Origin of the sequence: Paenibacillus sp. FSL H8-0457 (assembly GCF_038051935.1) — a bacterium.
Taxonomy (GTDB): Bacteria; Bacillota; Bacilli; order Paenibacillales; family Paenibacillaceae; genus Paenibacillus_AQ; species Paenibacillus_AQ lautus_A.
Genome location: NZ_CP150293.1, coordinates 2863721 through 2887479 on the forward strand (window position 1 = coordinate 2863721; position 23759 = coordinate 2887479).

20 protein-coding genes are annotated in these 23759 nt (G+C 51.0%); 11 read left to right on the forward strand and 9 right to left on the reverse strand.

Going from position 1 to position 23759, the window contains the following annotated elements:
• Positions 1 to 33: 33 nt before the first annotated feature.
• Positions 34 to 951, reverse strand: coding sequence for an NAD-dependent epimerase/dehydratase family protein (locus MHI43_RS12815; RefSeq protein WP_015734768.1), 918 nt, complete (start codon positions 949 to 951; stop codon positions 34 to 36).
• 173 nt (positions 952 to 1124) lie between these two features.
• Between MHI43_RS12815 and MHI43_RS12820 the strand changes: the two genes are divergently transcribed.
• The 6 genes from MHI43_RS12820 (at position 1125) to MHI43_RS12845 (ending at position 7920) form a co-directional block, all read left to right on the forward strand.
• A complete protein-coding gene (locus MHI43_RS12820; RefSeq protein WP_036665298.1) occupies positions 1125 to 3050 on the forward strand; it encodes an LTA synthase family protein in 1926 nt (641 codons plus the stop codon).
• Between the two features lie 199 nt (positions 3051 to 3249).
• Positions 3250 to 4248 carry a biotin synthase BioB gene (gene bioB / locus MHI43_RS12825; RefSeq protein WP_036665296.1) on the forward strand — a complete coding sequence of 333 codons (999 nt, stop codon included), beginning with the start codon at positions 3250 to 3252 and terminating at the stop codon, positions 4246 to 4248.
• 91 nt (positions 4249 to 4339) lie between these two features.
• A complete protein-coding gene (locus tag MHI43_RS12830) occupies positions 4340 to 4765 on the forward strand; it encodes a rhodanese-like domain-containing protein (RefSeq protein WP_051425421.1) in 426 nt (141 codons plus the stop codon).
• Between the two features lie 147 nt (positions 4766 to 4912).
• Positions 4913 to 5251 (forward strand): antibiotic biosynthesis monooxygenase, encoded by a 339-nt coding sequence (locus tag MHI43_RS12835; protein ID WP_036665294.1) that lies wholly within the window; start codon positions 4913 to 4915, stop codon positions 5249 to 5251.
• A gap of 172 nt (positions 5252 to 5423) precedes the next feature.
• The gene (locus MHI43_RS12840; protein ID WP_036665293.1) at positions 5424 to 6677 is read left to right on the forward strand and encodes an oligoribonuclease; all 1254 of its coding nucleotides are present in this window, start codon (positions 5424 to 5426) and stop codon (positions 6675 to 6677) included.
• A 73-nt stretch (positions 6678 to 6750) separates the two neighbouring features.
• Positions 6751 to 7920 carry a cell wall-binding repeat-containing protein gene (locus tag MHI43_RS12845; RefSeq protein WP_235201894.1) on the forward strand — a complete coding sequence of 390 codons (1170 nt, stop codon included), beginning with the start codon at positions 6751 to 6753 and terminating at the stop codon, positions 7918 to 7920.
• A 281-nt stretch (positions 7921 to 8201) separates the two neighbouring features.
• On the opposite strand, the gene qoxD is transcribed toward MHI43_RS12845, so the two are convergent.
• The 5 genes from qoxD to MHI43_RS12870 form a co-directional block, all read right to left on the reverse strand.
• A complete protein-coding gene (gene qoxD / locus MHI43_RS12850) occupies positions 8202 to 8489 on the reverse strand; it encodes a cytochrome aa3 quinol oxidase subunit IV (RefSeq protein WP_009589381.1) in 288 nt (95 codons plus the stop codon).
• A gap of 1 nt (position 8490) precedes the next feature.
• Entirely contained in the window at positions 8491 to 9087 is a 597-nt protein-coding gene (qoxC, locus tag MHI43_RS12855; RefSeq protein WP_009589471.1) for a cytochrome aa3 quinol oxidase subunit III, read from the reverse strand.
• Positions 9084 to 11027, reverse strand: a complete 1944-nt coding sequence (gene qoxB, locus MHI43_RS12860) for a cytochrome aa3 quinol oxidase subunit I (protein ID WP_009589459.1) — start codon at positions 11025 to 11027, stop codon at positions 9084 to 9086. The genes qoxC and qoxB overlap by 4 nt, the downstream gene beginning before the upstream one ends.
• Before the next feature lie 63 nt (positions 11028 to 11090).
• Positions 11091 to 12095: a cytochrome aa3 quinol oxidase subunit II gene (gene qoxA / locus MHI43_RS12865; protein ID WP_036665288.1), complete on the reverse strand. Its 1005-nt coding sequence runs from the start codon at positions 12093 to 12095 to the stop codon at positions 11091 to 11093.
• 1003 nt (positions 12096 to 13098) lie between these two features.
• A complete protein-coding gene (locus tag MHI43_RS12870) occupies positions 13099 to 14547 on the reverse strand; it encodes a PLP-dependent aminotransferase family protein (RefSeq protein WP_036665286.1) in 1449 nt (482 codons plus the stop codon).
• Positions 14548 to 14692: 145 nt separating this feature from the next.
• On the opposite strand from MHI43_RS12870, the gene MHI43_RS12875 reads away from it, so the two are divergent.
• Both MHI43_RS12875 and MHI43_RS12880 read left to right on the forward strand, forming a co-directional pair.
• The gene (locus tag MHI43_RS12875; RefSeq protein ID WP_036665284.1) at positions 14693 to 15310 is read left to right on the forward strand and encodes a LysE/ArgO family amino acid transporter; all 618 of its coding nucleotides are present in this window, start codon (positions 14693 to 14695) and stop codon (positions 15308 to 15310) included.
• A 98-nt stretch (positions 15311 to 15408) separates the two neighbouring features.
• Positions 15409 to 16221: a TIM barrel protein gene (locus tag MHI43_RS12880; RefSeq protein ID WP_036665281.1), complete on the forward strand. Its 813-nt coding sequence runs from the start codon at positions 15409 to 15411 to the stop codon at positions 16219 to 16221.
• Between the two features lie 98 nt (positions 16222 to 16319).
• On the opposite strand, the gene MHI43_RS12885 is transcribed toward MHI43_RS12880, so the two are convergent.
• Both MHI43_RS12885 and MHI43_RS12890 read right to left on the reverse strand, forming a co-directional pair.
• Entirely contained in the window at positions 16320 to 18167 is a 1848-nt protein-coding gene (locus MHI43_RS12885; RefSeq protein ID WP_036665278.1) for an ABC transporter ATP-binding protein, read from the reverse strand.
• Positions 18160 to 19896 carry an ABC transporter ATP-binding protein gene (locus tag MHI43_RS12890; RefSeq protein WP_036665275.1) on the reverse strand — a complete coding sequence of 579 codons (1737 nt, stop codon included), beginning with the start codon at positions 19894 to 19896 and terminating at the stop codon, positions 18160 to 18162. Before MHI43_RS12890 ends, MHI43_RS12885 begins: the two co-directional genes overlap by 8 nt.
• A 193-nt stretch (positions 19897 to 20089) precedes the next feature.
• Between MHI43_RS12890 and MHI43_RS12895 the strand changes: the two genes are divergently transcribed.
• The 3 genes from MHI43_RS12895 (at position 20090) to MHI43_RS12905 (ending at position 22019) form a co-directional block, all read left to right on the forward strand.
• Positions 20090 to 21016, forward strand: a complete 927-nt coding sequence (locus tag MHI43_RS12895; RefSeq protein ID WP_036665273.1) for a D-Ala-D-Ala carboxypeptidase VanY — start codon at positions 20090 to 20092, stop codon at positions 21014 to 21016.
• Positions 21013 to 21555, forward strand: a complete 543-nt coding sequence (locus MHI43_RS12900) for a VanZ family protein (protein WP_036665271.1) — start codon at positions 21013 to 21015, stop codon at positions 21553 to 21555. Before MHI43_RS12895 ends, MHI43_RS12900 begins: the two co-directional genes overlap by 4 nt.
• Positions 21556 to 21635: 80 nt before the next feature.
• On the forward strand, positions 21636 to 22019 hold the full coding sequence (locus tag MHI43_RS12905) for a hypothetical protein (protein ID WP_036665269.1): 384 nt from the start codon (positions 21636 to 21638) through the stop codon (positions 22017 to 22019).
• A 132-nt stretch (positions 22020 to 22151) separates the two neighbouring features.
• Here MHI43_RS12905 and MHI43_RS12910 read toward each other — a convergent pair whose 3' ends face one another.
• Positions 22152 to 23378 (reverse strand): nitrate/nitrite transporter, encoded by a 1227-nt coding sequence (locus tag MHI43_RS12910; protein WP_036665266.1) that lies wholly within the window; start codon positions 23376 to 23378, stop codon positions 22152 to 22154.
• Between the last annotated feature and the right edge of the window lie 381 nt (positions 23379 to 23759).

The window sequence follows — 23759 nt, forward strand, 5'->3', positions numbered from 1 at the left end:
TCATTTGCTACTGGTCCCTATGGGAAAGGGAAACTAGGATGTGCCAAGCCAGTGACGGTAGGTTTCTTCCATGCCTTCTTCCAGGCTGAACAACGGACTCCACCGCAGCCGCTCCCGGGTCCTTTCATTATTCAGGCAGCTGTGCCGAATATCGCCGATCTTCGCAGGTAGATAATCGACATCGATGCGGTCTGGGTGCAGCCGGCTGATGAGATCGACGATCGTATTGACGGAATGGTCGGTGCCGGTGCTAACATGAAGCACACTCTGATCACCATGAAGGATGGAGGCAAGGTTGGCGTCAACCACATCTTTGACATAAATGAAATCCCGGGTTTGCAGACCATCGCCGTATATTGGGAGCGGCGCGCCTTGATACAGGCGTTCGCCGAAGACCGCCACGACGCCGCCTTCTCCCTTTGCGGTCTGACCCGGCCCGTAGACGTTTCCATAACGAAGAATGGTGTATTGCAGGCCGAAGAAGCGATGATAAAGACGGATATATTGTTCGCCTGCTACTTTCGATAGCGCATAGAAGGAGACCGGGTTAACCGGATCGTCTTCCGTTAGCTGAGATCTCTCGAGGTCTCCATACACACCGGCTGTCGAAGCAAACACGATCTTACGAACGCCAGCCTTACGGCAAGCGTCCAGTATGTTTAGGGTACCCATGACATTGGCATCCGCATCAAGCCGAGGTTCCTGGATCGATCGCTGCACATCGGCCTGTGCTGCTAAATGAAATACGACATCTGGCTTCAGCACCGAGATGTATGCCGTTGTCTGCTGACTGTTTACGTCAGCTACATGTAAAATCGCCTCACTGTGAAGGCGACCTGGTTCTCCGGTTGTCAGGTTATCAATTACATGGACTTCATAGCCTTGATTAACGAGTCCGTTCACCAGGTGGGAGCCGATGAAGCCCGCTCCGCCGGTTACAACCATCTTCATGCATAAACCCTCCAGCCTTTGATTGGGATGCATTATCCTACGTGGTACGGATGGATCATGCATTGGACACTTGACGGGGGAGCGAAGGAATGGGCGGATTAGATCGGTGTTTACATTCCTGTTATAATGGAAGCTGCAAATTAACATTACTTTTACAAAAGAGGGAATGGGAAATGGAACGCTACCTTGAACAAAGGTTGAAATTATGTGTACTCGTTTTTTTGACGCTCTTAGTCAAGCTGATCCTTCTAAGAGTGTTTCTGTTTAATGGGATTGCATGGGGGAAGGTGCTTACCGATGCACTGTCGCTCCTCGCCCTGATTAGCTTTTTGGAACTGCTGCTGCCGGTCAGAGGGAAAAAGACGGTCTATGTGATCCTAAATGTCGTCTTATCTTTCATCATGTTTGCATCGGCTGTTTATAACGTTCATTTTGGGTCCATACCGACGTATACCGCGCTTGCGGGTATCAGTCAAGTAAATCAGGTACGGGCCAGCATTACGGCTTTGCTAGAGCCGGAGCATTTTCTATTCTTCCTGGACCTGCTGCTCCTGCTGGTCATATGGGCGGTCCGGAAAATACGTTCACGCTCACAAAGGGGCTTGCATTTCGGTGGAGCTCGTTCCGGATATTCCGTAACCTACTCACGCAGGCCTGGTCTGATGTGGCGTACTTCCATGACCGTTGTTCTTATCGTAGCGGTTGTTCTGTCCGGACTGATCATTCGCAAAGAATGGGGAATCGAGAATGAAATCGTGCGGGCGGAGCAAATGGGGTTCATGAACTACCAGGTGTCTGCTGTCGTACGTAACTCGCAGGAGAAACGTGCGCTGGCCGAGGGAAGTCTGCAGGACACCATCCTGCGGTCCCAGCAGCTGCTGGCGACGTATCCTTACGTCAAGGAAGCAAAGGATAAGCCGGACTATTTCGGCGCTGCCAAAGGCAAAAATCTGATCATCGTCCAGATGGAGTCCTTGCAGAACTTTCCGGTGGGTCAATCCCTGAACGGCCAGGAACTGACACCGGTGATGAACGAGCTTGCGGATGGCGGCCTGTATTTCCCCCGCGTCTTCCAACAGATCGGCCAAGGCAATACATCGGATGCCGAATTTGCGGTGAATACCTCGATCTATCCGACAGGAACGGTTGCCATGTCCACCGGTTTCGGAAATAAAGAGCTGCCGGGCCTTCCGCGTCTCTTGAACAAGCATGGCTATGCAACCGGCACATTCCACGTGAATGACGTGAAGTTCTGGGATCGCAGCAAGATGTACCCGGCGCTTGATTTTCAGCATTATTACGACAAGCCGTATTTTACGAATGATAACTTCAATGAATTCGGTCCTTCCGATGAAGAGCTGTTCCGAGTCGGCGTAGACAAGCTGCTGGAGAACCAACAGCAGAATAAACCTACCTATGCCCATTACATCACGGTCTCCAATCATTCTCCATACCATGTAAAGGATGAATTCGCGAAGATCACCTTGCCTGCCGAGCTGGAAGGGACCCATTTGGGAAACTATCTGAAGTCGGTGAACTATTCCGATTATGCGCTGGGAACGCTGGTAGACCGTCTGAAGGAGAACGGGCTGTGGGATGAAACCGTCCTGGTCGTATATGGAGATCACTTCGGCATCAATCCGGCAGAAGCGGACGCGGAGATGATCTCGTCAACGCTGGGCATTCCTTACCATGAGCGCGTCAGTCGATTTAACATTCCGCTCATCATTCATGTTCCCGGCATGAAGGAAGGGAAGGTCGTAGAGCAGGTAGGGGGACAGGTGGATATTCTGCCTACCGTCGCAAACCTTCTGGGCGTCTCGCTCGATGAGGAGGGGTTTAACGCGTTTGGGCATGACCTGCTGAACGTGGACCGCAACGTTATAGGAATGAGGTATTATTTGCCGACGGGATCATTCTTTAACAACGACATTCTGTTCGTGCCGGGAGACGGGTTTGAGGACGGTACCGCAGTATCCTTGAAGACGCTTGAGCCCGTAACGGATTTCGAAAAATACCGCAGCGATTACGACTATATATTGCAGCTGATGAAAATGTCCGATGAGTACGTGAAAATGCTGCCCAAGCGGGCACCGTAAAGCCAACAATTCGTTAAAATAGGAAAGGGATTGTTTCATTAAGCCGGAAACTGGCTTTGATGAAACAGTCCCTATTTTTTGCGGAGGCTTCAGTGGAGGATTGCCTCACTTTCGTGGCCTGTGCTATTATTATCCTTATTGTTAACCTATTTATTATTAAAAATGGTTTACAATCAGAATGGAGAGGGAGATTTTGAATATGACAACACAAACCCATTACGATTGGTTGACGCTGGCGGATCGGGTCGTGAAAGGACATGAAGTGACCCGGGCCGAAGCCTTGGCGGTTCTGAACAGCGAGGACGGGGAGCTTCTGAACATTATGCAGGCCGCCTATCACATCCGTCGCGAGTATTATGGAAACAAGGTCAAGCTGAACATGATCGTGAACGCGAAATCCGGCCTCTGTCCTGAGGATTGCGGATATTGCTCCCAGTCCATCGTGTCGGAAGCGCCCATCGAAAAATACGCATGGCTGACCAAGGACAAAATTCTGGAAGGCGCGCGCGAGTCGATTCGCCGTAAAGCGGGAACTTATTGCATCGTGGCATCCGGACGCCGACCTTCCAATCGGGAGATTGATCATGTAGCCGAAGCGGTGAAGGAGATTACCCGGACGACCGATCTGAAGGTGTGCTGTTGCCTGGGCTTCTTGAATGAGGAACATGCGCGCAAGCTCGCCGATGCCGGGGTCCATCGATACAACCATAATCTGAATACTTCCAAAGATAATTACGGGCATATTACGACTACGCATACATACGATGACCGGCTGGACACGGTGAAGCAGGCAAGCTCTTCCGGAATGTCCCCTTGCTCCGGAGCGATTTTCGGAATGGGGGAGAGTTTAGAAGAACGGGTGGAGATTGCGTTTGCTCTGAAATCGCTTGGAGCGGATTCGATTCCATGCAATTTTCTGAATGCGATCGAGGGAACCCCTCTGGAAGGACGCAGGGAATTGACACCGATGATGTGTTTGAAGATTCTTGCCATGATGCGGTTTGTTAACCCGACGAAGGAGATACGGATTGCAGGGGGACGGGAAGTGAACCTGCGATCCCTTCAACCCCTTGGCCTGTACGCGGCGAACTCCATATTCATCGGCGATTATTTAACGACAGAAGGCCAGGCTCATACGGCCGACTGGGGATTGGTTGAAGACCTTGGGTTTGAAATTGAAGAAAACGCGCTGTCATGATGTATTGACAATTAGGTGCGGAGCACATACTATATACCCGTAGGGGTAGGATTGGCGATTTGTTAAGCCCGTGATCTTACCGCCATGGATCATGCTGAAACACATGATATTGATGGGGGAATGCTTCGTGCTGATTGCATCTGCCGCACTGATAATCTTTATATCCGGTCTCTACTACCGGAGGTATGTACCTATAACAGGTTTGCGCTTCATGAAGTGCAGTGATCTTCGTCTGGCACAGAAGGAATGCCCGAATCTGAAAGTGCTTGATGTACGCGATGTGTCCGAATTTATGGAATGTCCGAGGAAAGAGACCATCAACATCTCGCTTGGAAGGTTGCCGTTTGTGTGGGAGAAGGAGCTCAAGCCCGATGATTCCGTAGTTATCGTAACGCCCAAGCGCTCGGATGGAATCCTGGCTGCGCGCAAGCTGAAGAAGGCCGGCTTTACTTCGCTTTTTTATTTGCAGGAAGATTGCACGGCGTGCAATTCCGTGCAGCGCGCATCGATGAATTGATCCCAATCTGATCAGCAGGTTCATGCTGGTCTTTTTTTTTGCAAAAGTTGAACGCCTTAACGGTTTGACAATGATAATCGTTATCATTTAGAATGGTATATAGTTCGTTTAATTAGGCAGATTTTCGCTAAGGGAGTGTTTATGGATATGTTGATCGAGACTAAAACGATTATTGTTAAAGCAGGCACCTCCAACCTGGTCGTGGAACGTTTCAGCAAGCCAGGACCCATTGAAGAAATTGAAGGTTTTATCGATCTGAACGTTCTTGTGAAGAATGCGAAACGTACCGACGAAACGGAAGAAGTTATCGTGATGATCCGCTGGGAGTCGAAAGAAGCGTGGAAACGCTGGGAAACCAGTCCCGCGCACATCCAAGGACACCGCGACAACCGCGGAAAGCCGCAGCCTGAGCATGTCATCAGCTCCAGCCACGGCATGTACGAGGTCATGGCATCCAAAGGGCCGAGACCGGTTCAACAGGCATAATCATTCTCTATATTCCAGAAGAAGCGGCTGCTGCAGCCGCTTCTTCTTTTTTAGTTACCTTGTCGATTCTAAGGGGCTGACAGGGGTTAAAACGACGGAATTTAGGGAACCGTAAAGGGATGAAAGGCAAGAACAACTAATCATTCCACCTTCTGCTGGGAGGAAGTCAACCATGTATCATCTGTACAGCCATAACGATTTGGATGGCGTCGGCTGCGGCATCATCGCCAAATGCGCCTTCGGTGAAGGAATCGATGTCCGTTACAACTCCATTCACGGATTGAATCAACAAGTCGAAAGGTATTTGAACCGGACCTCCGTACAGGAGAACCCATACGATATGCTGTTCATTACGGATTTGTCGGTATCTCCTGACATCGAGAAGGAATTGAACGTGTTTGTCGAAGAAGGGGGACAGGTGCAGCTTATCGATCACCATAAAACAGCCCTCCACCTCAATGAACACAGCTGGGGACAAGTGGATGTAACGCATCGGGACGGCCGCTTGGCATCGGCAACCTCGCTGTTCTATGAATATTTAATCGAGCATGGACATCTCGGCAGAACCGAAGCGCTGGACGAATTCGTTGAGCTGGTGCGTCTCTATGATACATGGGAATGGGAAGAGAGCGGCAAGATCGAGGCTAAGCGCTTGAATGACTTGTTCTACATGTTGTCCCTGGACGAATTCGAGAGCAAGATGTCTGAGCGCCTCCGGGAATCGCACGAGGGCTTCTTCTTTGATGAATTTGAACAGAAAATCCTGGACATGGAAGAGAATAAAATCGAGCGTTACATTCGCCGCAAGCAGCGGGAACTCATTCAAACCTTCGTCGAGGAGCATTGCGTCGGCATCGTTTACGCCGAATCCTATCATTCCGAGCTTGCCAGCGAGCTGGGAACGAGCTATCCCCATCTTGACTACATCGCGATACTGAATATGGGCGGAAGAAAAATGAGCCTTCGAACCATTCATGATCATGTGGACGTGTCCGAAGTGGCGATGCGGTATGGCGGTGGCGGCCATGCCAAGGCTGCGGGGTGCACCATTACAGAGGATGTGTATCAATTGTTTGCGGCGGACTCGTTTGAGCTGGAACCGATCCGGTTCGATGCTTCGCGCAATCATTTCAATATCAAAGGAAGCGAGTCCGGCGTGCTGTACGAAAGCTGGGGCGAGGATTTGCTGTTTGTTTACGCTTATGCCGGGGAATGGGTGATCGAGTGGAACGGAGAACCTCTCCCATTCCGGTTCAGGTCGTTCGAGGAAGCAGAGCGGCATATGAAGCGCCAGTACGGGGTCTGGTTGTCCCGGGATGACGTATTTGTGAAGATGCTGAAGGAACAATGGATCCGAAACCGTACCCAAGAGCGTCCAGGCTTGCCGCCGGATATGGATGAGGAGAAATTAATGGAAGATCTGTAGACGGATCAGCAGGAAGAATGATCTCGCACGATGCGCTGTATTGTGAAGACAGGAGGAATATTCGGTGAAAAAAATGATCGCCGGCTGGGCCCTAGCCCTGCTGACGGCAGGTATCCTCGCTTGGAGTCAAACGCAGAGCCATTCCGAGCCCTCCATTCCCTCGGCGGTTCACAGCAAAGAACTGCTGAAGGATGTTCCCGTACCATGGTCCGCCACAAAAAACACGATTCGGTTGAATACATCCGATCCAGTAAGTGCGGCCGTACTGACTTCCAAGACGCTGTGGCAGTCCACGAACGTGCACAGCCGCCCGCAGACCGTGATCCTCGTGGATTCCGCTCACTGGTCGATCGCGGCTGTCAGCGTCGATCTGACCCAGTTTAGCGAGGGGCCTTTACTCTTCGTTGAAGAAGGGGGGATCCCGAAGGAAACCTTGGAAGAGCTGAGACGGCTGAAGCCGAGGGGGGCGGAGCACAACAAGGGGATTGAGATCATTACCGTCGGTCCGATCTCGGATCAGGTGATGAAAGAGCTGAACGGACTTGAATACAAGGCCGATCACATTCCTGCCGGGGAAGCCGCGGAAGCGGCAGCAGCAATTGATGCCTATGCTTCCAGGGTAAACGGTTCAGTACCGACCTCGGTTATTGTCGGATCGATGGAACGGCCCGACTATACGCTGCCCGCGGTAAGCTGGATTGCCCATATGCCGGAAACGATGCTGTATGTCAGCGAGAAGGACGTGCCCGAAGAGACGGCGCAGGCCCTAAGGGAGCGTAACGGGAAGGCGAATATCTACGTCATCGGACCTGAAAAGGTGGTGTCCCAGGCCGTTGAAGACGAGCTGCGGCGATATGGGAAGGTAACGCGCATAGCCGGGGACGATCCGTATGAGAACGCCATTCATTTTGCCCAGTATCATGATCCCGAGACGGGTTTTGGCTGGGGAGTACAATCGCCGGGATACAGTTTCTCCTTCTCGAGGCCGGACTCGCCGGCATTATCCATTGCGGCCGCTCCATTGTCCCATATGGGTAAACACGCCCCTCTATTGTTTACGGAGCGCGACGGAGTGCCACGCTCGATTGCGAAGTATGTTGACTCGATCAGGCAACAGAGTGACGCCTCCAAAGTGGAAACTCCCTATAATCATGCCTGGATCATCGGAGATGAACAGACCCTGACCACCAAGCTCCAGAGTGAGATTGATGAAATTCTGGATGCGCCTGCAGGACATGATTAATGGAGCCGCAAATGGCATTGCCAGAAGAAGCTGCATATGGAATGCAAAAAGAAACCGTTCCTCGTAATTGGCGGGCCGCACATCCCTAGTTCCGAGAAACGGTTCTTTTGCATGTTTGAAGTACGATGGGGGAATGATCCGCATGCAGCACCTTCAATAGAAAAAAGAGGGCATCCCTCGAGATCCAGGATCTTTTGGGACGCCCTCTTTGATATTGGTGATATGTTCGTGATAGCGAACGATGATCGTCGGTACACGTTCACCCCAGATTTTCGCGAGGCTTAAGCGTACCAGCCCCATATGAAGATGAACAGCGTTCCGAAGATGGTAACCAGCCCTACGAACAGGGCGAACGCGATGTTGATATAGACGGACTTTTTGTCTTCGCTTTCCCCGACGTGCATGAACAGCATAAGCTGAACGGCTGCCTGCAGAATCGCGGTGACCAGCAGAACGGCCACTTTCGAAGCTGCCGGCATATCCAGCAGAACGACGAGCGCGACAGCTGAAAGGACGAGGGACGATATATAACCCGCTACATGCTTAATTGGAAACAGCTGTTTTAACATGTCACATCAGTCCTTTCAGATACACGAAGCTGAAAATGAAGATCCACACAACGTCCAGGAAGTGCCAGTAGAGCGAGAAGATAAAGGACTTGTTGGCTGTGGAATGATCCAGTCCATGCTTTTTAAGTTGAATCAGAATGGCGGTTCCCCACAGGAGACCGAAGGTTACGTGAGCTCCGTGCGTGCCAAGCAATGTGAACAAGCTGGAGGAGAAGGCGCTGGTTGAGAGCGTTACTCCTTCATGAACATAGGTGAAGAATTCAAAGATCTCGATCCCGAGGAATCCCGCACCCAGCAGCAGGGTGATGACCATGAAGATCATCATCTGCTTTTTCAGGCCCAGACGCATCGCATGAACAGCCAAACCGATGGTGAAGCTGCTCGTTAAGAGCAGGAACGTCTCGAGCAGGACCGGCGTAATTTCAAAGATTTCCGCTCCGCTCGGACCGCTGGCAAAGCGGTTCACGAGAACGAAGTAGACGGTAAACAAGGTAGCAAAGAGCGCAATTTCAGCTCCGAGGAACAGCCAGAAGCCGAATATACGATTGCGGTTTTCCTCTGTTCCATATTCCAGCGGCTGAGTGGCATCTATTTTCATACCGTATCACCCCGCAGTTTCTGTTCGGTTTGAACAATCTCTTCAACCGGAATGTAATACCCGTGATCACGGTCGAAGGACATGGTAGCCATAATAATCAATACCGCGATACCGGCAACGATGGATGGAATCCACCAGCTGAATACCAGGAAGAAGCCCAGGAAGAAGAAGGCGATGCCCAGTATAAACGGTTTTCCGGTGTTGCTTGGCATGTGAATCTTCGTGATTTTCTCGTCCGAAAGCGGCTCGTTGTTTTTCTTGGAGAACCAGAAGGCGTCACGGCCTTTGACTTTCGGCGTTACCGCAAAGTTGTAAACAGGAACCGGACTTGGCGTCGACCATTCCAGTGAGCGTGCATCCCATGGATCTCCCGTTTTGTCGCGCGGCTCGTAACGTGTACTCCAGTAAATGTTGTACACCAGAAGGATGAATCCGATCGCCAGGCCGACCGCGCCGACCATCGACAGCATATTCAGCGGACCAAAGCCGGTCTCGGCCGAATAGGTGTACGTACGACGGGTCATCCCCATCAGTCCCAGGAAGAACATCGGGAAGAACGTTACGTTAAATGAGATGGCAATGAACCAGAATGCGATTTTGCCAAGCTTTTCGTTCAGACGGAAGCCGAACACTTTAGGGAACCAGTAATGGAAACCGGCAATGACGGCGAATACGGCGCCTGGAATGAGCACATAGTGGAAGTGGGCAACCAGGAACATCGTATTGTGATACTGATAGTCGGCACTGGCCATCGCCAGCATGACGCCGGTTACGCCGCCGATCGTGAAGATCGGAATAAAGGCAAGCGAGTAGAGCATCGGCGTCGTAAAGCTGATTCGACCCTTGCGAAGCGTGAAGAGCCAGTTGAATATTTTGATCCCGGTCGGTACGGCAATCGCCATCGTCGTGATGGAGAAGAAACCGTTGACCATGGCCCCTTGACCCATCGTGTAGAAATGGTGGGCCCATACCAGGAAGGACAATCCGGAAATAATCGCCATACTCAATACCATGGAGCTGTAACCATACAGGTTCTTTTTGGAGAACGCTGAGATGATCTCGCTGAAAATACCGAATGCCGGCAGAATAACGATATATACCTCAGGGTGACCCCATACCCAGAACAGGTTGGCCCAGAGCATATCCATGCCCCCGTTGGCCATCGTGAAGAATTGCGAGCCGAAGATGCGGTCGAACATCATAAGCAGAAGCGCAATCGTAAGCACAGGGAAAGCAAAGATAATGATGACGCAAGTGATCAATACCGACCACGTAAACATTGGCATGCGCATCAGGGTCATACCCGGCGCGCGCATTTTCAGGATGGTTACGATAAAGTTAAGGCCTGTCAGCAAAGTACCAATCCCTGAAATCTGAAGCGACAGAGAGTAGTAGTTGTTGCCGACCGTCGGACTGAATTCGATACTGGCCAGCGGGAAGTAAGCGGACCAGCCGGCATCAGGCGATCCTCCGATAACGAAGGAAATGTTGAACAGCATCGCTCCGGCGAAGAACAGCCAGAAGCTGATTGCGTTCAGTTTAGGGAATGCAACGTCACGGGCACCGATCTGGAGCGGAACGATGACGTTCATCAGACCGAAAATAAACGGCATGGCCATAAAGAGGATCATGATGACCCCGTGAGTCGTGAATACTTCATTATAATGCTGACCGGTCAGAAACTTCATCTCGGGTGCGGCGGTCTGCGCACGCATCATGATCGCGTCGACGCCCCCGCGGAACAGCATGATCAATGCACAGATGATGTACATGACGCCAATTCTTTTGTGATCCACGGTCGTCAGCCATTCCCGCCACATATATCCCCACTTCTTGTAATAGGTCAAGCCGAAGAGGATTGCGAGCGAGACGAGCACGATACTCACCATGGCGCCGTAAATTAACGGATCACCGGTAACGAAAAATTCGTCCCATTTCATAAAGGCCTAGCTCCTTTCTGGATGTATGAAGTAGATCGGGTGAACAACGTTTCACTCACCGATTTAATGTCCATCATGTTGATGATTTGGGCTTTCTTCAGCCGGGAAGTTCGGCAGCGGTTCGTTTGGATCCACGTTCGTTTCGCTGTCAAATTCCGTTTCTTCCGTTGTTGCAGGATCCGGGTGGACGTCTTTATGGTCCTGATGCTCCTCATTGCCGTTGACGTCACCGCCATGGTGATGGTCTTCGGATGGCGGCGGGCTGAATTCCAGATGCGTGTTGGAGAAAGTCATCCGACCGACATGCGCGGTATCCAGAAGCTTCTTGAACTCATCTTCCTTCAGTTCAGGCGCGGTGTCCTTTACATCCTTAACCCACTCATCGTACTCGGCAGAGGTCATGGCAAGAGCTTCGAACTCCATATGGGCAAAACCTTCGCCGTTGAAGTTCGCGTTACGGCCCATCATCGAACCCGGTACGTCGGCAACCATGTTCAGCTTGGTGATCATGTCGCTCATCGCGTACTTCTGTCCGTGAAGCTGAGGAATCCAGAAGCTTGTGATCGGACCGAACGAATACAGTCTGAACTCGATCGGACGATTGGTCGGAATGTTGACGTAATTAACGGTTTCGATTCCTTCTTCCGGATAGCTGAAGTGCCATTTCCAGTTGGAAGAGGAAGCGTAAATAACCAGAGGCTTTTGGTTCTCATAACCTTCAGGCACATTCTCGACGGCCACCGTCGTTTTGACGGTTACGACCGAGAGCACGGCAACGATCAGAATCGGAATGGCAGTCCACAGAATTTCCAGCCATTTGTTGCCCTCTTCATGAGGCGGCTCGTAACCTTCGTTGGATTTCTTGGCTCGATATTTGGTGAGCATGTAGATATAGAGCGCGTAAACTACCGCTAGAATTCCGACCATCATGAGAATAGAGAATATGATTGTATCGGATAGGGTTCTGGCAGCCGGTCCTTTCGGATCTAATACCGTGAGCGAGCTGCATCCCGATAAGAGCAAGGTAAAGCATAGTAACAATGCAAATAACGGCCCTCTTTTGTTCATGATGTACCCCTTTCCTTGAAACGTTCGTTCGATTCAATGTTACTGACACATCTATAGTAGGAAGTTCCGGTCGGCTTTGCAAAACACATAAAATTGTATAATTAACAAATAAATCCACATTCGTGTCAATGTATGTAATTTTATGTGTTCAATTTGTTACAAAAGGGTACGGTTGTGAGCGAAATCATTGTAGTGGCGCGGTTTTCAGGCAGTTCATACTTTGTTCAAATATTCACGAGAGTTACCAGTTTCGTCACAATTCCGGGCCTGTTTTTCACCGCAATCGGCCCCTAAACCTACCGAATAAATCCCAGTATTGATAAGGGGTTAGACGTGCATGTATAATTTTTCACAATAAATCCGAAGCCGATTTTTATTTCCAGTTTACTTATTTAACCAAAAGGCTCGAAGAGGCTTGTGATATGTTATAACCAAAAAATTGGAACGAGATATTTTGCTGGGAATTGTGAAACGCTTGATAGGAAAGAGAGGGGAGCCAGTGAGGTCGTTCTGGATATGGTTTTTATTTCTTGTTTTGAGCTGGCTGTGCGCCTTCGTCCCTGTACTGCAGCATGTTGATCCGGATCCATTGCCTTGGCGATTAGGGAGCAGCGCCATTTTTTTCGCGGGCTTTTTTTGGCGCCATTATACCGTGCCAGGCCTGCAATGCTATTTGTCACACTGCTCGCAACGTCGGTATTTTCGGTAATCTCCTTGTGGCCCGCGAGTACGGATGCAACGAACCCGTACGATATTTGCGATGAAAGCTGAGAGAACTCGATGAAAGTGAGTGTTCTTCAAAGTTTGCTCGACGGACTTCTCAGCATGGTTAATTGCTGCTCATCGGGGTATTGTGCATGGGTATTGGGATCAATCTGATGGAACGGCGTCATGTGTAGGCTGCAAGCAAGCATAAACGATAACATGATGGCGCGCTAAATAAAGAAAGGGCTAATCCAGAGAATGTACGGCATTCCTCGGAATAGCCCTTTGCTTTTGCTGTTTACAACACATGGAGGCGAATAAGCTCCGCAAGCCGAATAAGTCCCTTCTCCAGTTGATCGTAGGAGGCGTAGGCAAAAGATAACCGCAGATGCTGCTGGTCGTTACGGTCATAAATATTTCCGGGATTGAGCAGCAGGCCTTCCTTCAACGCCTGCTCGAATAACGTACGAATGGAGATCGGCTTTGCGATGCGGAGCCAAACATAAAATCCGCCTTGGGTTTTATTCCAGTGGGCAATATCTTGAAAATATCGTTCCAGCAACGACAGCGTAAAGTCTCTGCGCCTCATCAGCTCTGCCCGGATCTGAACGAGATGCTTCTCATAGGATCCGCTCGAGAGCCACTCCGCGACAGCATGCTGGGACAGCGAGCTGGACCCGTAATCGGTCTGCATTTTAATGTCGGACAGCCGATCGATGACAGGCTCCGGTCCGACGACCCATCCGATGCGCAGACCAGGCCCGAGGGTTTTGGACATGCTGCCCATATAGAGCACGAGTCCTTGTTTGTCCGAAGCTTTCAAAGGGGGCGGAGAGGGAGTATCCAACCATAAATCGCCATACACATCATCCTCGATGACGGGCAATCTTTCTACGGCACAGATTTGCAGCAGCTCCGTCCTTCTGTCGGAAGACATCATTGTGCCTGTAGGGTTATGAAAGGAAGGGATCGTGTAGAGCAGGGCGGCTCTGTGCTGACGCTTGAGCCTTCCGATAGATTCCGTTCTGATCCCTTTGGCATCCATCGGGATGCCGTGCAAATGCATGCCAGCCGACTGGAATACATGAATCGAGTTCAGGTAAGTGGGATTCTCCACCAGGATGGCGGAACCGTGATGCAGCAGCCCCAGGGAAATAAGCTGCAAGCCCTGCAGCCCGCCGGAGACGATAAGAATGGAAGAAGGAGAGGCGGATATCCCCTTCTTATTCAAATAATCGCTGATGATTTCCCTTAAGTATAGGCTGCCTTTCGGTTCCGAATATCCCAAAGTGAAACGGCTGGACATGCTGCCGTTAAACGTCTCCCGCATTTGGGCGGTCGGGAGGAGCTCAGGCGAAAGCTCGCCAGTACCGAGTCGGATCACTTCGGGATCGGTTTCCGCACGGTTGATCTGCTGGATCATATGGATGTTCGGCTGATAGGAGCCGGATTTCACGTATTGATTCCAATCAGGCGGGGGCGTGGCGGCCAATACGCTCCAAGTATTGTTAACAATAACCGTGCCTTGTCCCACCCGGGATTCTATGAAACCGTCAGCCGCAAGCTCACCCAAGGCATAAACGATGGTGCTGCGGTTGACTTGAAATTTGGCGGCAAGCTCCCTCTGCGGGAGAATTCGGGTTCCGACCGGCCATTCCCCGTTCATGATTCGGCTCTTCATGTGATCATAAATTTGCTGATGCAGGGGCACTTCGGAAGCTTTATTCAATTTCCATTCTTCTGTCATGGACAACCTGCTTTCTGACAACGTCTCTAAAGAATCATGCCCAGTATACATCATTGGTTGGGTCCAATGCCAACCAATTGGTTGGAGACGCAGCCATGCTCCTCCATTACAATGGTGAAAATATATACTGGAGGTTTGCTTTCAAATGCTAGGCGTTATACTTCATGGATTCATTCTGGCTCTTGGCCTAATTCTTCCCTTGGGCGTGCAGAATGTGTTCGTATTTAATCAAGGTGTCGTCCAACCCCGGTTTATTAGGGCGCTGCCCGTCGTGATTACCGCATCGTTATGCGATACGCTGCTGATTTCATTGGCGGTATTGGGCGTATCCGTGATCGTTTTGGAATATGAATGGATCCGATTGACGTTATTTACATTGGGCATCTGCTTCCTGGTCTATATGGGAGCAGCGACGTGGAGGAGTAAGCCTTCAGGTCAGGACCCGGAAAGCGCCCGTTCGTTCTCTCCCAAGAAGCAAATCGTATTTGCCATGTCCGTGTCGCTGCTAAATCCGCATGCGGTTCTGGACACGATGGGCGTCATCGGCACGAGCTCGCTTCAATATGAAGGGGCGGACAAAATGATTTTTACCGTTGTATGCATCGCCGTCTCCTGGCTGTGGTTTCTGGGACTCGGAATTGCCGGCAGGGCGGCGGGAAGAATGGATCCGTCAGGCAGGCTGCTGTCCGCGCTGAACCGAATATCGGCGGTGATTATGTGGGGGACGGCCGCTTATCTCGTCTTTCATTTGATTCAAACCTAGTGAGGAGAAATTTAGAAGGGACTAGGAATTTATGCTAATTAAGGGATAGAAAATGTGGTAAGTTTGTATGTAACCCGGGAATAGGAGGAGGCAATGCGATGAACATTTCGATTGGCGGCTATTCTTTTTATAACACGTTTCTCGACGGCAAAATGGATGTGTTCGGTTATTTGGAGACAGTGAAGTATCGATACCGAATGGATGTGGTTGATTTGTGGAACGGTTTTTTCATCGATCGAAGCGGCCCCATATACAAGCTTGCCGACGAAAGCTACATACTGAAAATCAGGGAAGCGCTGGATGAGAAGGAGATGAGCGTGGTTAACTTTGCTGTTGACGGGGCTCATCTATGGGATCCCGACCCGGATATGCGGGAGAAGTTGTATGAAAATGCGCTTGCCCATCTGGATGCCGCAGAAATTTTGGGGGCCGAAACGGTGCGGATCGACACCGGCGGCGGTTATAAAGAAGCGGAGCCAATGCCGGACGAACAATTCGAATACCTTGTCAAGCGCTATCGGGAATTGGCGGAGCGTGCTGGGGATAACGGCTATACCGTAGGTCCGGAAAACCATATGGGCGCCTCCCTCCTCCCTCGGGAAATGAAGCGGATTGCGGAGGAAGTCCGGCATCCGGCATTTGGTTTCCTGCTTCACCTAGGAAGATGGAGGGCGGATGAGGCCGAAGGCGACGAGATGGTTGCCCCGTGGACGGTGCATACGCATTTCGATGCGAAGACTACGGTTCATCCCGATGCGGAGGAGAAGGTGCGCAGCCTGCTTGCCGGGGGCTATCGTGGATATTGGGGCGTCGAATACAACGCGCCGGGCAACCAATACGTGGAGATGGAATGGATCATTGGGGCCGTGAAGCGAATTTTGAGTAATGCCAGTCGAGCCAAGCAGAAATGACATGATATTCTTATGGATAAAAAGACGAGGGCCGATTCTCTAGAATCGGCCCTCGTATGATTTTGCCGGTTGCAGCATAAGAAAACTTTCAACACCCGTTAGCTGGTCAGCTTAAATTGGCTGTTGTACAACTCGTAGTAGAAGCCGCGCTTGGCCAGCAGCTCTTCATGTGTGCCGCGCTCCGCGATTCCGCCATGATTCATGACAAGAATCTGGTCGGCCTCGCGGATCGTGCTTAGACGATGGGCGATGACAAAGCTGGTTCGGCCTTGCATCAGGGCGCGCATAGCGGTCTGAATATGCATCTCGGTTCGGGTATCGATGCTGCTGGTTGCCTCGTCGAGAATCAGAATAACGGGATCGGCAAGCACGGCGCGAGCGATCGTCAAGAGCTGCCGCTGGCCCTGGCTCAGGTTGCCGCCGCCCGACAGGATCTGCGTATCATAGCCATCGGGCAGCTTCATGATGAAGTCATGCGCATTGGCAAGCTTGGCGGCGGTTTCGATCTCTTGGTCCGAGGCATCCAGCCGGCCATAACGAATGTTCTCCCGGATCGATGCCGAGAATACATAAGCATCCTGAAGCACGATCCCCAGCTGACTGCGCAGACTGTCCTTATCCAGTTGGCGGATATCGCTGCCATCTATGGTGATTACACCATCATCAATCTCATAGAAGCGGGTGAGGAGATTGATAATGGTGGTTTTGCCGGCGCCTGTCGGGCCGACGAGCGCAACGGTCTCACCCGGCCGGGCGGTAAGCGAAACATCCCTCAGAATGGGGACGCCTTCCTTATAACTGAAGGACACATGGTCAAATCGTACCTCGCCATACATATCGTCCGCTTTTTCCATCTGTTCATTGCCGCGGTATTCGGACTCCGTATCGATAATCTCAAAGACCCGTTCTGCCCCGGCAACTGCGGATTGCACCAGGTTGAACTGGTTCGCCAGATCGTTCAAAGGCCGTTGAAACTGCTTCGAATAATTCAGAAATGCAACGACGACCCCGACGGTTGTGAAATCCTTGAAAGCCATGTAGCCGCCAACCGCTGCGATCAAGGCAAAACTGACGTTATTCAGCACGTTCATAACCGGCCCGACCGTGCCCGAATAGATCTGGGCATGAATGCTGGCTTCCGTCAGCTTTTTGTTCATGTCATCAAACTGGGCAGCGGCATGCTGTTCGCGGCGATATACCTGCACGACCTTTTGGCCCGAAACGGTCTCATCAATGAATCCGTTAAGTTCACCCAGCAAGCTTTGCTGCTTGGAAAAATGCTTCCTTGTCCGGCTTGCCACCGTCTTCGTGAACAGCATGACGAGCGGAATGGTCACCATGCTGAGCAGCGTAAGCCATACGTTGAGGTACAGCATGATGGCAAGCGATCCGATCAGGGACAGAACGCTGGAGATGAGCTGGGTTACGCTTTGATTCAACGTACCGGAGACATTCTCGATATCATTGGTCGTGCGGCTCATCAATTCGCCGTGCGTTTTACTGTCGAAGAAGCGGAGCGGCAGGACTTGAAGCCTTGCAAAGATATCCCGCCGCATGGCCAAAATGGACAGCTGGGAGACTTTCACCATGACATGCTGCTGAAGCCATGCCGTGAGCGCGGTGCCTGCATATACGGCAAGAAGTATCGCACATAACCCCATGAGTCCTCTGATGTCTCCCGGGATGATGTAATGATCCACGGCATTCCCCAGCAGATAAGGGGCAATCAGTGAGAGCAGCGTCGTTACGAGCGTGAATACGAAAACAGCCATCATGCCGCCTTTGAACGGACGGATGTAGCCCCATATCCGGCGTATCGTATCCATCGTATGCTTCGGCTTGGCTTTGGCTATCGTCATTCCGCGGATGGCGTTGCCGCCTCGCATGCTAAGATCCGGACCGTCCGTATGATGGGCATGCTTGGAATCCTGATTCGGTTTAGCCATGAGAAGACACCTCCTTGCCGAATTGCGATCGATAAATGTCCTGATATACTTCACAGGAAGCAAGCAGCTCGCTGTGCGTGCCTTTCGCGATCAATTCCCCGTCATCCAGCACCAATATCAGGTCGGCGTCGATCACGGATGAGATTCGCTGGGCTATCATAAGGCAGGTCCGGTCTTTCATCAGACGGGCCAGCTCTTTCCGAAGCCGTGACTCCGTTCCCGTATCGATGGCGCTGGTGCTGTCATCAAGAATCAGAATGGCGGGTCGAAGCAATAATGCCCGCGCAATGGATATCCGCTGTTTCTGTCCACCGGACAGGTTCACGCCTCGTTGTCCAAGCACGGTATCGTAGCCATCCGGCATGGAAGTAATGAAGTCATGCGCTTGGGCAGCTTTAGCCGAGGCCATTACTTCTTCATCGGAAGCGTCCGGTTTCCCGTAACGGATGTTGTCCCTTATAGTGCCTGTAAAAAGGATGGATTCTTGCAGGACGATGCCGATTCGTTCGCGCAAAGCGGACAGCTCCATTCTCCGCACATCGGTTCCGTCGATTCGTATCTGCCCGGAGGTCACATCGTACAGACGGGGGAGCAGGGATACCAGAGAGGTTTTACCCGAACCTGTTGCACCCATAATGGCTACATGCTGTCCTGGTCGAACCTTGAAACTGATGTCGCGCAGTACGGGCTTCTGCATCTCCGAGTTATAGGAAAAGGTAACGCGGTCAAACATGATCTCTCCTTGCTTGCACGCATCGGTTGCCGGATGAACCTCGTTCACAATTTCGGATTCTGCACGCATGACCTCCTGAATGCGGTCAGCGGAAACCTTGGCCGTAGAAATCCGCACCAGCATCATGGCCACGGAAGAAACCGAGAACAATACCTGCGTGACATAGTTTATAAAGGCTACCAGGCTACCGACCTCAAAGGATCCGCCGATAGCATCCTTCCCGCCAAACCACAGGACGGCCACGATGCTGACATTCAGAATCATGGTCAGGATGGGCATGTTGAGCGCAACGATCCGCTGGGTTTTTACCGAAACTTGCGTGAAGTCCTGGTTCGCATCATGAAATCGGTCCTTCTCGTAAGCGGCACGCACGAATGCCTTAGAGACCCGGATTCCGGCGAAATTTTCCTTCAGTACCGTATTCACCTTATCGAGTTTCTTCTGAACGGTGGCGAACAAGGGCAGGGTAGCCCGGATCAGGAAAAACATCACGACGAACAGCAACGGAACGGCAATAGCCAGAATGATGGCCAGCTTGGGGCTGATGATCACTGCCATAATCATGCTGCCTATGGCAAGAAACGGTGAGCGTACGAAGATACGCAGCAGCATCTGTACCATCGTCTGGAGCTGAACGATATCGCTCGTAAGCCGGGTGATGAGCGACCCGGTCGAGATGTCGTCCAGATTGCGGAATGACAGGGTCTGTACCTTGCGGAACAAACCCCGGCGAAGGTCGGCGCCAAAACGCTGTGAAGCAATGGAAGAATAAATCGTGCACCCGAGACCTCCAAGCAGCCCGATGGCTGCAGCTCCCAGCATGAGCAGCCCTGTACTGAGGATGTGTGCTGTATCGTTCTGCATGACGCCACGGTCGATAATGCTGGCCATCAGCATGGGCTGAAGCAGATCCATGGCGACCTCCAGCAGCATCAACAGCGGTGCAAGCAGGGCCGCTGTCCAGTGAGGACGTAAATAACGAAATAGTTTAAGCAAGAATAATGGCACCTTCTTTATTCTTATTAGTCTAAATACCAAGGTAAGCCATGGGCTTCAGCCTTGTCAAAGGGTAAAGAGCGAAAGCCCGGGAGGGATTCGCATCTCTTAAGAAAAACTTTAACTTTTCCCTACTTTTCCTTAAACTATATTCTTTAAGATGGTGGGACAAAGATAGAGGGAGTTGTTGAAATTGAAGAAGGGTTTGATATTGCTCGTGATCTTTCTGTTGGTCGGATGCGAGCCCGCACTAACTAAGACGCCAAACGCGAACGATAACGAAGGAACACATAAGGAACAGGATATGAACGCTGGCTCCGACGCGCAGGCGAATCCTCAATCAGAATATGATAACGATGGAAATAAAGCGGCTGAAACGGTATCAGTGACAGATGAACAAGTAACCCAGGGAAATCTGGTTTTGGTCAACAAGGATCACCCGCTGGATCCGGCAGCCGTACCGACGGATATCGTGAATTTGTTTCAGGAACAAGACTTAATGAACGGTTACGTGGTTCTTGACAACACGATCCGTTTATCGCGCAGTGTGGCGGAGCGTTTTGGCGATATGATCCAAGCTGCGGGAGAAGACGGGGTCAATCACTTCATGATCAGCAGCGGGTACCGGGATGAGAGCGAACAAGAGGCGTTATATCGCGAAAAAGGCGCCGATTATGCATTGCCTCCAGGCTACAGCGAACATAACCTCGGGTTATCCATGGATATCGGATCTACGCAGAAGGCGATCGATCAATCTCCGGAGGGCAAGTGGCTGAAGAAGCATGCTTGGGCGCATGGATTCATTTTGAGATACCCCCAGGACAAGACGGATATCACAGGAATCCAGTATGAGCCGTGGCATTTTCGTTTTGTTGGGCTTCCGCACAGCATGATCATGCATGAGCTGGATTTTACGCTCGAAGAGTATCTGGATTTTCTCAAGGAGAAAAAGACCTATAAAGCAACCGTAAACGGGAAGGCCTACGAAATCGAGTACGTACCCGTCCAGGCGAAAGAAACGGAAATTGAGGTTCCGGCCGGCAGCGAGTATGAGATATCCGGCAACAACATCGATGGCATGATTGTGACGGTGCAGCTCGGCAAGGATGAGAATGAATGAAACTAACGCCTAAATGGATGGTATTATTGCTGTATGCGTTGTATGTATATGTGCTGGTCAAAATCATTCTGTTCAAATTCGGCGACGTGAACATTTCGTTTCTGTGGCAGCAGCTGCAGCGTTCGATCGATCATCCCGAATATATGCAGAATCGATTGCAATTTGCCAATTTTACGCCGTTTAAGTCCATCCATCAAAATATGAAACGGCTCTCGAGCCCGCATGACGTGATCAATCTATTCGGAAATATCGCGATTTTCATACCCAACGGCATATTCGTCAGTGTATTGCTGAAAAACAAGTGGATGGGATGGCTTGGCGCTTTCGTGACTTCCTTCGGGCTAAGCCTAGGGCTGGAGTGCGCGCAGATTCTCTTTTCGATGGGAAGCTTTGATGTGGACGATTTAATCCTGAATACGGCCGGCGGGGTGATAGGCTGTTTCATGGTCCTTGTCTTGAAAGTAACCTTATCGGAAAAACAATCCCATATTGATGAGGGTAGGGGCAAGAAGGGCAAGCCGTTATCCGGGGTGAAGTAGCAAGAGGCCTCACCTTGAATCTGAAGATGAGTACCGATTTGACGTTGAAGACATATCTATAAAGGCGGTGACCAATAATCGTGAATAAACGCTGGAAAAGGATCTTGTTCGGTTCCATCGGTATGGTCTTTGTCATGTTCGTCATAAATATCGCATTATATATCCATTCGATCGGTTGGAATCATATCAAACTGATGTATTCGCTTCATACCACCGACAAATCCGTCGTTAAGATCGATGATCCTTCGAACGGCCATGGACTGTATCTTACGAAGATGAGGCAACCCGCTGAAATGATTAAGGAGCGGATGCAGCGCGAGGATTGGCATTATGTTATGCAAGAGGGCTCCGGATATTTTTTTGAAAAGGATGACCAGGATGTCGTGGTGACAACCAAAATATGGCCGAATCGTTATTTTGTCAGAATTTCGGTTCAGCATGACGTCGTGAATTTAGCCGACTGATGGCATGGCTGTTATCCCAAACAAAAAAAGCATCGATAAGATGCTTTTTTTGCGTGGGTGCCCGCTAATCGACCGTTTCTTTGGCAATATGCCGTGAAACGGTCGCAGCGTTAACATGGATCTCGCTTTCTCTCACGCTTCAGCCGATCCGGTCTGCGCGCCGGATGGCACGCCGCGGAGCCAGCTGCGCCGCCATTTCAGCTGCATAACAATCGTAAGGGCCAGCGATGCCGCCGCAATGAAGCTCAGAATGATGAACCCGGCGGTGTATGAGCCTGTCGCTTGGTACAATCGACCCAATATCAGCGGCAGCGCGTAGCCGCCCAAGCCTCCGGCAGCCCCGACAATCCCGGTAACCAGGCCGATCTCGCCGGCAAACCGTTGAGGGACAAGCTGAAATACGGAACCATTCCCCGCGCCCAGGCACATCATGCCGATAAACAGCAGCGTGACGACAAGCCATAGCGGCGGCAAGAAGGAGACGCCGATCAGCATGATGGCAGCTCCGGCATAGAGAAACATCAGCATTCGCGAGCCGCCGATACGATCGGCCAGAAAGCCGCCTACAGGACGGAAGAAGCTCCCTGCAATGACGCAGATCGTTGTAATGTCCGCAGCCTGAACCGCGGAAAGGCCATACTGGGTGTTGAAGAAGATCGTTAAATAGTTGGCGAGCCCGACAAAGCCGCCAAACGTCACGCAGTACAGGGCACAGAATACCCAAGCATCGCGCTGTTTAAGCACATTGCCATATTCGGACAGCCGTTTGGGGGCAGGCCGATTCGGACTGTTGCGGGCAAACAGCGAGAAGTAGATGAAGACCAACACAATGGGTATGATGGCGAGACCGAAGACAATCTCCCAGCTTCCGAAATGCTGCGCCAACCGGTTGGCGAACAGGGTCGCCAGGACGGTACCGCTGTTCCCGGCTCCGGCGATACCCATCGCCAGACCCTGATGTTCTTTGGGATACCACTGTCCCGCAAGAGGAAGTGCTGCGGCGAACGAAGCTCCCGCGACGCCGAGAAGAATCGCAACGACGTACAATTGATCAAGGGAATCTACCCATAACCAGCCAAGCAAAAGAGGGACCAGCGTGACGACCATCCCGATCTGAGCCGTTAGCTTCGGACCGATGCGATCGGCAAGGAAACCTAATACGAGTCGAAGTATCGAGCCGCCCAGAACGGGAAGCGCCACCAGATTTGCCTTCTGCACCGGATCCATTGGATAATCTCCGGCAATGACTACCGCAAGCGGTCCGAGCATGCCCCATATCATGAAGCTGATATCGAAATACAAAAAAGCACCGAACAGGGAGGGCTTGTGCCCGCTTTGCCAAAATCCTTTCTTCTCCATGGTTATCGCTCCTTATCCAAATGTGTACGTTCTCTATTCCTGGTGCGGGTCTTCAGATGCAGGCATAAAAAGGCCGCAATTCGCCCATTGCAGAACGACTTGCGGCCTCGTTGCCAAGACGCAGACACGTCATTGTGTCTACCGTCTGTAAAAAATATATGATTTTGCTGATTCACATTATAGATAACAGGTCAAATAAATGTCAATATACATTACACAAAAAATCGAATAATTATTAATCATTAAAATTTCGATGAATATATGTCACATATATTGACATATCGAATTTCGTCAACTAAGCTAGATGTATGTTACGAATACCAATATGGCACAAGGATGTGCCGGTTTTGAAGGCAATGACGCCCTTTCCTGTTCCCAGGG